Origin of the sequence: Croceifilum oryzae (assembly GCF_030814315.1) — a bacterium.
Lineage (GTDB): Bacteria > Bacillota > Bacilli > Thermoactinomycetales > Thermoactinomycetaceae > Baia > Baia oryzae.
Genome location: NZ_JAUSUV010000008.1, coordinates 1 through 12,636 on the forward strand (window position 1 = coordinate 1; position 12,636 = coordinate 12,636).

Consider the following 12,636-nt stretch of genomic DNA (forward strand, 5'->3'; position numbering starts at 1 on the left):
CTCGGACCTCAAGGACCTCAAGGCGATACGGGACCTCTCGGACCTCAAGGACCTCAAGGCGATACGGGACCTCTCGGACCTCAAGGACCTCAAGGCGATACGGGACCTCTCGGACCTCAAGGACCTCAAGGTGGCACGGGACCTCTTGGGCCTCAAGGACCTCAAGGCGGTACGGGACCTCTTGGACCTCAAGGGCCTCAAGGCGGCACGGGACCTATTGGACCTCTTGGGCCTCAAGGACCTCAAGGACCTCAGGGACCTATTGGACCTCAAGGATTTACGGGACCGACTGGAGCAGTGGCAAATAGCTTCTTGTTTGCTACCGTAACTGGAGCTGGATTCTCTCCTTCTGTTAATGCAGGTAATCCTTTACCTTACGACACGATTCTCACTCAATTTGGTTCTGGTGAAATCACACTTGATACAGGTGGTGGTGGAGCAACAGGAACGATTACCTTGGCTCCAAATCATTATTACGAGGTTAACTATTCTGCCAGATCTTCTGCTAACAACGCTACGTTTGAATTACAGTTAAACGGAGCTCTGATTCAAGGAACACAAGTAGCACAATCGAATAACACCAACTCTTCTAACTCCGCAGTAGCAATTGTTCAAGTACCACCAGGCCCTGCTGCAACATTGCAAGTTATAGTCCAGACCACCGGAGGAGTAGGAAGACCTCAATGTGGAATTTCTGTAATCATGTTACGTTGATAAATTGACAAACCGATGACCTTGCTCGATTCGGTTATGAAGATATTTCTTTTTGCCTGATGGCTATGCTATCAGGTATTTTTTCTTTCCCTCAATACGGACCACGGCTATTCATACCCACGCTTACAGGGCGCGAAGAGCTTAGCTACGCATGAATTAACATTATCAATGATGGGTAGAAAAGAGTCACAATCGTAGGAGCCATCCCAAAAGGTGGCTCTTTTTTGCCTACAAATATAGAAGTTGAATCAATAACCTAGTACATATATTCATGACCAAACATACCTATAGTAAGACTTTATGGAAGGAGGCAGAAACATGTCCCAAGCAAATATACCTAATATTTCACCTAATATCTCTATCACAAGAGAAGATGCAGTAAACCTGTTACTATCATCGATCGCGTTAGAAGAGTTAGGACTTAGCCATATCATTAACGCCGAGGGCGAAAAGCTCCAATACGTTCTCGGAACTCTCCCCGGAGTATCAACAACCTTTCAACCCACAATCACCGACTTACTTACGATCAATGTAATCGGAAAAAAAGAATGGATTTTAAATGAAAAGTTAGAAAACGTGTTAGGCACAGATGTTACGAGAGGACCAACGGGACCCCAAGGACCAGTGGGAGCCACCGGATCATCAGGAGGACCTCCTGGACCTCCTGGCGGCACAGGACCTCAGGGACCTCAAGGAACGGTAGGAGCAATTGGAGCCACTGGGGGCACTGGTCCTCTTGGACCTCAAGGACCCCAAGGACCAACTGGATCTTTTGCTACAGGCGGAACCTTATTCGTGGTTCAAGGAAATTCAGGGGCCAGCGGAACGGTTCCACTCGGTTTCGGAGATACACTAAACTTTATATCCAATGCGTTAGAAATTTCGGTAACACCTGGTTCAGCAAATGTGCGATTGGATGTGCCCACTGGCGCTTCTGGAGCCATTGCGAATATCATTAAATCAATCCTTGATCAATTTGGCTTTACTGGGCTTACAGGACTGGCAGGGACAACCGGACTGACAGGGGTCACTGGACCTCAAGGCGATACGGGACCTCTCGGACCCCAAGGACCTCAAGGTGATACGGGACCTCTCGGACCCCTTGGACCCCAAGGTGATACGGGACCTCTCGGACCCCAAGGACCTCAAGGTGATACGGGACCTCTCGGACCCCTTGGACCTCAAGGTGATACGGGACCTCTCGGACCCCAAGGACCTCAAGGTGATACGGGACCTCTCGGACCCCAAGGACCTCAAGGACCTCAAGGCGATACGGGACCTCTCGGACCCCAAGGACCTCAAGGACCTCAAGGCGATACGGGACCTCTCGGACCCCAAGGACCTCAAGGCGGCACGGGACCTCTCGGACCCCAAGGACCCCAAGGTGGTACGGGACCTCTCGGACCTCAAGGACCTCAAGGCGGTACGGGACCCCTGGGACCTCAAGGACCTCAAGGACCGACTGGGCCTCAAGGCGGTACTGGACCTACAGGAACCCTCTCTTCCGTTTCTATATCCTATTTCGGAGATTCTAGTACAACCAATCTTCAAATAGCTCCGAGTGCGTTTCTAGTATATAACCTAGCTGATAAAACAGATCCAAACCTTCCACTAGTAGCCGGGGCAACTGGCTTCCAAGTACAGATCCCAGGCCTGTATTATATGGCAGTTACGATTTCGGTTGCACCAGGATCTGTAGGCGTCTTTGAATACACGATAAATGGTGCTGCCGTTAGTAATACTCTGTTCTCAGTAGGTGGTGCAACAGGAGTTGGAGCAAGTTCAGTAACCATACCATATATACGTCAGATGAGCGCTGGACAAACGATTTCTGTTCGAAATGGCGGTGTTAATTCAGTAACTTTACAATCTGGCACCCAACCTATTACTACAAGAAGACCGGCATATGCAGGTATTAGTATCATGAAAATTAATTAGCTACACGATCAGGATTGTACAGCGAATAGTCACGATCATAGGAGCCATCCCCAAAGATGGCTCTTTTTTACCTACAAATATAGAAGTTGATTCAATAACCTAGTACATGCATTCGTGACCAAGCATACCTATAGTAAGACTTTATGGAAGGAGGCAGAACATGTCCCAAGCAAATATACCTAATATTTCACCTAATATCTCTATCACAAGAGAAGATGCAGTAAACCTGTTACTATCCTCGATTGCGTTAGAAGAGCTAGGACTTAGCCACATCATTAACGCCGAGGGCGAAAAGCTCCAATACGTTCTCGGAACTCTTCCCGGAGTGTCAACCACCTTTCAACCCACGATTACCGACCTACTCACGATCAATGAAAGCGTTCGTGACACCATCAATATAATCGGAAAGAAAGAATGGATTTTAAACCAGAAGTTAGAAAACGTATTAGGCACAGATGTTACGAGGGGACCAACGGGACCACAAGGACCAGCAGGAACTACAGGATCATCAGGAGGACCTCCTGGACCCCCTGGCGGCACCGGACCTCAGGGACCTCAAGGAACGGTAGGAGCAATCGGAGCCACTGGGGGCACTGGTCCTCTTGGACCTCAAGGACCTCAAGGACCGACAGGGTCTTTTGCTACCGGCGGAACCTTATTTGTGGTTCAAGGAAATTCAGGGGCCAGCGGAACAGTTCCACTTGGTTTCGGAGATACACTAAACTTTATATCCAATGCGTTAGAAATTTCGGTAACACCTGGTTCAGCAAATGTACGATTGGATGTGCCCACTGGCGCTTCTGGAGCCATTGGGAAAATTATTAAAGCAATTGTTGATGAACTCGGTCTTACTGGGGTTACAGGGCCCACTGGTGCTACGGGCGCTGACGGAGTCGACGGACCAACTGGGGCAACGGGCATCGACGGTGTTACTGGCGCTACAGGCGCTACGGGCGCTACGGGCATCGACGGCATTACTGGCGCTACAGGCGCTACGGGCATCGACGGCGTTACTGGCGCTACAGGCGCTACGGGCATCGACGGTGTTACTGGCGCTACAGGTGCCACAGGCATTGACGGCGTTACTGGCGCTACAGGTGCCACAGGCATTGACGGCGTTACTGGCGCTACAGGTGCCACGGGCATCGACGGTGTTACTGGCGCTACAGGCGCTACGGGCATCGACGGCATTACTGGCGCTACAGGCGCTACGGGCATCGACGGCATTACTGGCGCTACAGGCGCTACAGGCATCGACGGCGTGACGGGCGCTACAGGGTCAACTGGAGATACGGGATCTACCGGACCCACTGGATCTCCGGGAACACCAGCCATTCCCAACCAAGTCTACGTCACGAATAGCGGTAGCACTTCCGTTTCTGTCATCGATAAAGATACCAATCTATTAACCACCTCGATTACAATCGGAACAAATAATCAAACCGGATTAGCAGTCAATCCCCTAACCAATCGAATCTATGTCGGACTTAATCAGACCGTTGGTCGTGTCGTGGTCATTGATAGCAGAACCAATACGGTCATCACCACGGTTACCACAGGAACGAACGTATGGGGAGTAGGAGTAGATACAGCCCTCAATCAGATTTATGCAGTGAATACAACGAGCCAACATGTCTCCTTCATCGATGGAAATACCAATAACATTACTGCCACCGTTACATTAGCCAGTGGTTTAGTCGAAATACCACAAATCGGAGTAAACTCTGCGACACATCAAGTCTATGTTCCAAATGCCAACTTAAATAACATTGTTGCCATAGACGGGGTTACCAGTAACATCGTTGCCACGATTATTACAGGAGGCAATCCGAGATCCACAGCAGTAGACTGTGTCACCAATCGAGTCTATGTCGCTACGAATGCGGGTGGAGTCGTAGTCATAGACGGAAACACCAATACCGTCATCACGACCATCCCAGCGCTCACAGGCTTACGGGGATTACAAGCAAATCCAAGAACACAGAGGCTCTATGTTGCCAATAGCGCTAACCGTTCTGTCACCGTCATCGATACGAATCTCAATACGATCATCACTTCCATTCCAGTCGGATCGAATCCATCTGGAATCGGCGTGGACACCTCAACGAACCTGATCTATGTTGCCAATCGAAGTGATAATTCTGTCTCTGTCATTGATGGGATTACCAATACCGTCATTGCTACGGATACAGTCGGAGTAACTCCGATTAACGCCATCCCATTCTCACCACCAGACGACTGCTGTACCTGTCCAGTGGCTGACGACGGCACACCTTTCATCTATGTTCAAAACGGTGGTTCAAATAGCGTCTCGGTTATTAACGTACGAACGCTAAAAGTCATCGCTACCATCCCAGTAGGAGTGAATCCTTGGGGAGGGTCCGTAAACCAAAAGAACAACCGGGTATATGTAGCCAATTCTGGATCACGCACTGCTTCCGTCATCGACGCTCTAACCAATACCGTCATTGCAACACTTACCGTCGGTACCACTCCTAGAGGGGGAGCTGTAAACCCTAACAATGGTAGAGTATATATTACAAACTTCGCTAGTAATAATGTATCCGTCTATGATCAAAACAATATTTTCATCACCACAATCTCCCCAATACCCCAACCTTTAGAGACAGATGTAAATCCAGTAACAAATCAAATTTATATTTCTTCAAACAATGGATTTGTTTTCGTCGTTGACAGCGATTCGAACAACGTTGTCGCAACGATTACTACAGCAAATGGCGATCATCAATTTGCTGTAAACCCAGCAGCCGGACGATACTATGTAGCTGTCAATGGCGGAAGCCAGGTCGCAGCTATTGATGCCATTACCAACACAATCATAACCACCTTCGCAAGCCCCGCCCCCATTGGGATAGACATTAATACACTAACCAATATACTCTATGTCAAAAATTCAAATAACACTGCTCGTAAATACGATGCGAACAACAATTATGCACTCCTATCCACTATTACATTCGCGGGTAACGGGCGAGAGCTAGCAGTAAGCTCAACCCCAACAGATCTCATACTTGATAGCTTCTCCGCATCCGTATTTGCTGCCATAAATTCAAATGGAAACCCCGGAACAGTAGCACTCGTCGATCAGCTAACAAGCAATATCTTTGTAACCATTCCCGTTGGAAATAACCCTCAATGGTTACAATTCTGGTATCGCTAGATAAGTTGCAATAAACAAGGGGATTTTAACTTCCCCCACAATTCATCCCCCCTTAGAGAGGCTCCTATTCGCTCTCAAAGGGGGTGGTTACTGTAGAAGACTTCTTTACAGTAACACCTGGTTCTGCTAATGTGAGACTAGAAGTGCCCACTGGAACGACTGGAGCCATTGCAGAAATCGTTCAAGCAATCGTTGCAGAACTCGGTCTTACTGGGACTACTGGGGCGACTGGAGCCACGGGCACAGATGGTGTCACGGGAGCCACTGGACCTACAGGCGCTACGGGCGCTACTGGACCTACCTCTGCGTTCCCTCCAGCTTTTGCAGCTTTTATGGGGGACTCTACTGCAGGTCTAACCTTAGCTGCGGGAGGAAGAATAGGATATAATCTACAAGAAAGTGCAGTTGGTATCGTATCAAGTGGTTTTGCCGCTTCCCCAACAGGTACTCTATTTACTGTAACCGATCCTGGCGTATATATGATGATATCTACTATTACATGTAATAACTCTAGTGTATTTCAATTCGAAGTAAATGGAACACCACGAACAAACACCATTATGGCCATAATCGGAGAAACAGGTCCGGGTTCTATAACAATCATGGATATACTGCCAATGGGTGCAGGGCAGACTATCGGAGTTCGAAATGCATCAAATAATGGTAGTGTTGCAAATTTATTCCGCACTAACACTGCAGGGCGAGTACCCGCTTACTCAAGTATAGCCATTTACAGAATTGGATAATATTTATAAAATAACCAGTTCAACCAGCAAAAGACACTGTCTACAGTCTGTGAGCCATCTTTCCCCAGATGGCTCTTTTCTCTTTACCCACACCATCTGATTGAGCTTCCTGATTCACTTCTGTTACATTCTCCTTACTGTCTAGACTGCTTCACTTCAAAATCAAAAGTGGATTGACTCATTTCTAAGGGTCCATATATCCCCTCATCTCCCTTAGGCACTGCTCTTTGAACCGTATTTCCCTCTATACTAAACTTCCCTTGATATGCACCTACTACAGAATACATCTCGTCATTCTCTCTCTTTTTCCCGAACAAAATGACCCTTTCACCCTTCTTCATGACCGAGATCCATTCACTTGAAACTCCACCAGCTCATTTTCTTCTGATTTATTCAGATGAAAATCCCTTCCATCGTATTTCCTTTCCTCCTTTTTCGTGGTAACGCCTCCCATCTCTCCAAACGTTAGAACATCACCCACTTGTACCTTTCCATTCAAGACCTTTGCAACTCTCACTTGAGAAGTGGTATACGGCACGGAAGAACCATCCTTGTGATACTCTGAGCTAGTACTGATGACGTCGCCTTCAAATACAACAGCAGCGGCTCTTGTTAAGCTTCGGATATCGTTATATAAAGTCAATACATCTGCCAGAACATAAACACCTTTGATGGCAGGTTCTTCTTTCGGCTTAGTTGGTTTGGATTGAGTAGGAGGAGACTCTATCTTTTTCTCTGGAATCGCCGAAGTATTATTACATGCATTTACCATCAAAGCTATCAAGCACATACAGACAATGGAAATAACTCTTTTCATTTTGGATTGCTCCTTTCTGAAAAATCATTGCGAAAGATCACATTAGGAACCCCCGCGTATTCAGTTTTTCCTTTGTATTCGCTGATAATAACGGGTCTCAGATCAATATTGAGAGTTTGATTAAAAGGAAATGTAACCTTCCAATCAATCCGAATCGGTAATTGCTCATTTGGCTTTAGGACATAACCATCCCTCGAAAAGGGTTGCCCTTTTCCGTTCAATATTACCTTGGTGTCATTATCTGCTACTGCCACATGAGGGTTATTCATTCGAATCTCTGTAATTTTCACAGGGTAATCATTTCCATTTTGGGCGTTGATGATGAGGGGTCTTGATTGAGAGAAAATGCCCGATTCACTAGAAGGCTGTATGCCCGAATAAATTCCATCATGCACGTTAATCGTGAGGTTACCAATATCTAGTTCCTTTTCTTTTCCGTCTTTGGTGTGAAAGACAATCTTATGGAAAGTGTGCTTACCAGTTCCCTGAGTGGATAGATAAACAAAAAAGCCTTTTTGTTCAAGATCTCGTTGTGGTGGATAGGGGGAGATATTGAACCCTTCTACTTTTACCATGTCGGTACTAGGAAGAAGTTTAATAGAGGTAAAGTCTTCTTTTTGTACGGGTAAATTGGATGAATGATTAATTGCTAGATTCATGATGAACTGTTCGTTCTCTCCAGGAGCCCAGAAGGATTCGTAACTGCTATCATTTTTTACTACTTGGAAAACGCTACCCTTAGCAGTCTCGACTTTTGCTATAGAACATCCTTCTATGAACAGCACGCCTATGAATAATAAATAGACCAGCTTTGAATTCCACATAGAACCTCCCGATACTCGCTTCGACATAGATATTGGATTGTTAAAAGGCACTCCAGAGTGAATTGGAATGCCCTTAGAGCTTACTTTTTAAATGACTTTACTTCACTTTCCAGACTAGATAGACTCATTTTCAAAGCAGGATAAACAGCTTCGTCACCCTTTGGGGCTGGTCTCTCAATCTGCTCATCATCTACTTTGAATTTACCTTGATATCCACCTACAATGAGATAAATACCTTCTTGATACCTTCCCCCAAACAACATGACCTTTTCGCCTTTTTTCATGGCAGAAATTCCATCAATTTTGAAATCTACCTGCTTATTTTCTTCGGCTTCGCTAAGAGGAGGAAAATCTTTTCCTCTCCCACTACTTTCACTTATATACCTTTGAGTCGTGATGCCACCCGTTTCTTGAAAGGTTAGAACATCTCCGATCTTTACATCACCACTTATCACCCTTGAAACTTTCACTTGCGAGAGTGTAGACGGTGCAACCCTATCCTTGTAATATTTTGTGCTGGCATTCATAACATCGCCTTCGATTACAATGTCAGAGTCTTTCGTTAGGCTTCTTATGTCGGGATAGAACCTTACAATATCGGAATGAGCCTCTACCGTTATGATCCCCAAATCTTTTTCCTCAGTAGCTTTCTTTGTAGCCTTCGTCCCCGTGTTTGTTGTAAAGACACTTGATGAAGCTGAGACCACCATGACAGAGCCTAACAAGATAGCGCCAATGCTAAGAAGGATCAGTCCTTTTTTCATTGTTCAATCGCTCCTTTAATTGTAGATTGCGTTGATACCTTTGTAGTCATCTAGCAAAGGTCTGCTTGTCTTCCTGCCAAATGCAAATTGACACATAACCGAAAACTCATCCCCATTATGGGCCAAACCCATAGCATGACCGATCTCATGGGCGATCGTTCCTTGTTGGTCTCCTGAACTCAAATATTTCAATTTCGCTTGATTCAACTCAATTCTTGCCCATCCCCAGTTGCTCTTCTCAGGTTCGACCTTCTCTTTATAACGGTAAAAGTACGTCACACCAGAACGTATATCCGAGGAATCATCGTAGGAAGTGAATTCAATAACACTTGCTTTCTTGTTAGTTGATTCCCGAAAGGATATCGGTGTGGACAAAATACTAGATGAGTAAATCCACGTGTTCCAAGCATTTTTGATAAGGGGTTTATATTTGTTTGCTGAGTCATGTAGGTAGTAATATTGGCGATTCTTACCCCAATTTCCTACTCCATTGGTTAACTTATGTCCGTACAGAATATATGCAAATGATTCTGTTGGAAAAAATACGACCAATGCTAAAACCGACAGCAATAACGACAATCTCTTTTTCAAACTATCCACCTCGTTTGTTGTCTTGTAGGTAAATACAAAGGACGAGTTCTCGCTAAAATTCCCTACGTCCTTCGTATTTGGCTTGAAAATGTCTGTGTATCAAAACAGTGTTCGTGACTTGATAGGGGGCATTGGTGTATGCTGGTGGTATACGTAAATTAGCTTGGCATCACCTCCTTAGAGGGTGGTGGGTGTAGAGGATGGACCGGACTACTGGGGGTAGTCTGGAACATATATCTACACTTCAAATTAAGAGCCTGCAAGATTGTGGGAAGTTCTAGGAGCGTTCGTCTTTTTCTTCGAATGTTTCTCGTAGCTTCTTCCATAATCTGAAGGCTTCTTTTTCTTCTTGAATAACGCTAAAGATGTCAACGGATCGTCCGGCGAAGACTTTTATACCTTCAGTGATAGCGGCTTGTACCATGTCGAACATCTTAAATTCGATTTTCTGACCGTCGGTGGTGATGATCTGAATGATACTCATGCGCCGTTCGGGTATGTGATCGATAGAACATTTGACGCAGGGCTGGACTTCGCCGTCTTTGATCTTGTAACCAGTCTCTTGTTCAAGCACTTTCACGCTGGGATTACGGTGAACGTCGTCCATAAAGGACTTGATCTTCTCTCGTGAGCCTTCTACTTGAAGTTTTAACAATTTCCAAACACTCCGTTCTTTTATTTTTGGAAAATCAGAAATAGATCAGATATGGTTCTGCAACCTTACTGCCTCGTCAGCTAAATTATATTTCATCAATTAAGTTTTTTCAATATTTTGGTATTTTAACTTTGATATCGACTATTTTGATTTTGAAACTGGCACGAATGGGACAAAGAAGACTGTAAATCCCTATTTCTCTGGACTTTTCTTCATGGAAGGGAAATGATTTTAATATGGAGAATTAAAACGAGAAAATATTTTTTATTTCTAATTTTTTTCTATTTCCTAATAGAGAGAGGTAGAGTGATAATGGAAAACCCTTATGTAGAGGCTAGTATAGCCCGATATATCGTGAAAAAAGTAAGGAAGGATTTGGGGTTAAATCAGAAGGATCTCGAAGATGTAAATTTATCCGCTTCGACAATTAGTAATATAGAACGCGGAGAAGTAGATCCGAGGGATGAGACGTTTGCATACTTGCTAAAGAAGTTGAATTTGGATCAAACAAATCTCAATACGTTGATCCATCAAGAACAGCATGCAATGGAAGAGTTGAGATTTCACCTTGACTGCCTCGAAACAATGACAAGTAATTTAGATTTTGGTGTGGCGGATGGAGGCACAGAAATACTGAATAAGATAGAAGCGATCAAACTAGAAGACTTCCATGTATATGCCCCTTGGCTGCCGTATTTAAAAGGCCGTTGTTTTTATAAAAGTAAGGAATTCAAAAAAGCACGTTCCTACTTTGAACAAGCCATCCAGTTATGTAGAATCCATAAACTAGATCCAGATAATAACATCATTAGCCTTTGTTATAATCAATTAAGCTCCTGTAGCTATCACCAAAGCGACTTGCCAGGTGCTTTGGCGTATGTAAAAAAGGGGATGGATACGTATGATCACACTAAGAAAAGACCTGAAGCTCTGGATTTCCTACTAAGTAATAGAATTTTGTATCTCATGAAATCTGCTCAATCCGATCTAGCTCTACAATATCTGAATGAGATATGGGCATCATTACCCGAAATCGAAAGTATTTCAACTCGATTGAGTATGTATCAACACCGCTCCGTTCTGTTACGTGAGCGAGAAGAATTTAATACCGCTATTCAACTCTGCGAAGAAGGATTAGTACTTGCACGTAGAAACCAGATTCAATGGAGTCATGTTGAATTATTAAACATACTAGGAAGCATTTACCTTAAGCTAAGATTATTCGATAAGGCGTTGCTTCGATTTCAAATAGTGCTAGAGACGGATCATAAATTAGATTATCCACGAAAACATATTGATACCCACTCCTACCTGGCCATTCTCTTTCTAGCACAACGAGATTGGGAACGTGCGAACACTCATATCCAAAAAGCCCTTCAGATTAGTAGAAGTTTACCAGATATATTTCGTTTATCTAAAGCCTTAATTATCCAAGGAAACTGCTTTACTCACCAGATGAATTATGCTGATGCAGTCCCGTTTTTCCAAGAAGCTGTTGAACTTACAGCGAAACATGGCTTTAGACATCGTCAATTTTCTGCTTTATGGAAAATGGCTAACTGTTTCGAGAAGATGAAGAGTAATAATGAATTCATTGCTTGTATCAAAGAAATCTATACTCTACAAAAAGAGCTCAATTTTAAAACTGAGGATGATTTGTATGAGCTATAAAAGGTGCAGTTCAATTATTCATAAGGAATGATTTTCATGATTATCGACCGTATTACTTGTCAGCCAGTCTCGACTGATTGTTGGCCTTATTCAATCCCACCTGTTGCTCGATTAGTACAAGATGGTTTAACACTTGATACACCTATTACATTTCTTGTTGGTGAAAATGGTTCTGGTAAATCGACCATTGTAGAAGCGATTGCAGAAGCATATGGTTTGGATGCCCGTGGTGGGCGCGCTGGTAGAAAATACGTAAATGATCGTCCTAAGACATTACTAGGTGAGACCATCAAACTACATGGACGGATAGTAGGGAATAAGAGAGATCGAAAAGGTTATTTCTTAAGAGCCGAAACGGCACATGGCTTTATGTCGTTTGTGTCAGGAATGTACGGCTATTGGGAAGAAAACGTGATGGAAATGAGCCACGGAGAGGGATTTCTTACTGTACTCAATACGATGTTTCGAGATCCAGGTCTCTATATCATGGATGAGCCGGAAGCCGCACTCTCGTTCACTTCTTGCTTAAAGTTAGTAGAAATCATGAAGCAGGTGGCTCATACAGGGGGGCAAATTATTTGTGCAACCCATTCCCCTATTTTGACAGCTCTACCTGGTGCGACAGTCTGGGAACTAGGAAAGCACGGGATTCGGAAGTCTTCATGGCGTGAATTAGAGCTAGTGGATAATTGGCGGAGGTTTCTAGAAAACCCTAACTTCTATATGGGGGATTAA

Annotated in this window: 11 protein-coding genes and 1 pseudogene; 6 read left to right on the forward strand and 6 right to left on the reverse strand. The window is 44.4% G+C overall.

What is annotated here, in order from left to right:
* The 4 genes and pseudogenes from J2Z48_RS09755 to J2Z48_RS09770 form a co-directional block, all read left to right on the forward strand.
* Positions 1–714: pseudogene (locus tag J2Z48_RS09755) on the forward strand (hypothetical protein); the annotation flags it as partial.
* A gap of 318 nt (positions 715–1,032) precedes the next feature.
* Positions 1,033–2,652: an alpha-helical endospore appendage domain-containing protein gene (locus J2Z48_RS09760; RefSeq protein WP_307253067.1), complete on the forward strand. Its 1,620-nt coding sequence runs from the start codon at positions 1,033–1,035 to the stop codon at positions 2,650–2,652.
* Positions 2,653–2,812: 160 nt separating this feature from the next.
* Positions 2,813–5,833 (forward strand): alpha-helical endospore appendage domain-containing protein, encoded by a 3,021-nt coding sequence (locus tag J2Z48_RS09765; RefSeq protein ID WP_307253069.1) that lies wholly within the window; start codon positions 2,813–2,815, stop codon positions 5,831–5,833.
* 83 nt (positions 5,834–5,916) lie between these two features.
* Positions 5,917–6,579 (forward strand): hypothetical protein, encoded by a 663-nt coding sequence (locus J2Z48_RS09770; RefSeq protein ID WP_307253070.1) that lies wholly within the window; start codon positions 5,917–5,919, stop codon positions 6,577–6,579.
* Between the two features lie 134 nt (positions 6,580–6,713).
* On the opposite strand, the gene J2Z48_RS09775 is transcribed toward J2Z48_RS09770, so the two are convergent.
* The 6 genes from J2Z48_RS09775 to J2Z48_RS09800 all read right to left on the reverse strand — a co-directional run bounded on the left by J2Z48_RS09775 (position 6,714) and on the right by J2Z48_RS09800 (position 10,230).
* The gene (locus J2Z48_RS09775) at positions 6,714–6,920 is read right to left on the reverse strand and encodes a hypothetical protein (protein ID WP_307253072.1); all 207 of its coding nucleotides are present in this window, start codon (positions 6,918–6,920) and stop codon (positions 6,714–6,716) included.
* On the reverse strand, positions 6,917–7,396 hold the full coding sequence (locus J2Z48_RS09780; protein ID WP_307253073.1) for a hypothetical protein: 480 nt from the start codon (positions 7,394–7,396) through the stop codon (positions 6,917–6,919). The genes J2Z48_RS09775 and J2Z48_RS09780 overlap by 4 nt, the downstream gene beginning before the upstream one ends.
* Positions 7,393–8,220 carry a hypothetical protein gene (locus J2Z48_RS09785; protein WP_307253076.1) on the reverse strand — a complete coding sequence of 276 codons (828 nt, stop codon included), beginning with the start codon at positions 8,218–8,220 and terminating at the stop codon, positions 7,393–7,395. The genes J2Z48_RS09780 and J2Z48_RS09785 overlap by 4 nt, the downstream gene beginning before the upstream one ends.
* A gap of 80 nt (positions 8,221–8,300) precedes the next feature.
* Positions 8,301–8,984 carry a hypothetical protein gene (locus tag J2Z48_RS09790; RefSeq protein ID WP_307253079.1) on the reverse strand — a complete coding sequence of 228 codons (684 nt, stop codon included), beginning with the start codon at positions 8,982–8,984 and terminating at the stop codon, positions 8,301–8,303.
* Between the two features lie 15 nt (positions 8,985–8,999).
* Positions 9,000–9,575: a matrixin family metalloprotease gene (locus J2Z48_RS09795; protein WP_307253081.1), complete on the reverse strand. Its 576-nt coding sequence runs from the start codon at positions 9,573–9,575 to the stop codon at positions 9,000–9,002.
* A gap of 277 nt (positions 9,576–9,852) precedes the next feature.
* A complete protein-coding gene (locus J2Z48_RS09800) occupies positions 9,853–10,230 on the reverse strand; it encodes a hypothetical protein (RefSeq protein ID WP_307253083.1) in 378 nt (125 codons plus the stop codon).
* 312 nt (positions 10,231–10,542) lie between these two features.
* On the opposite strand from J2Z48_RS09800, the gene J2Z48_RS09805 reads away from it, so the two are divergent.
* Both J2Z48_RS09805 and J2Z48_RS09810 read left to right on the forward strand, forming a co-directional pair.
* Complete coding sequence (locus J2Z48_RS09805) at positions 10,543–11,901, forward strand: helix-turn-helix domain-containing protein (RefSeq protein WP_307253085.1); 1,359 nt, start codon at positions 10,543–10,545, stop codon at positions 11,899–11,901.
* Between the two features lie 36 nt (positions 11,902–11,937).
* Complete coding sequence (locus J2Z48_RS09810; RefSeq protein WP_307253087.1) at positions 11,938–12,636, forward strand: AAA family ATPase; 699 nt, start codon at positions 11,938–11,940, stop codon at positions 12,634–12,636.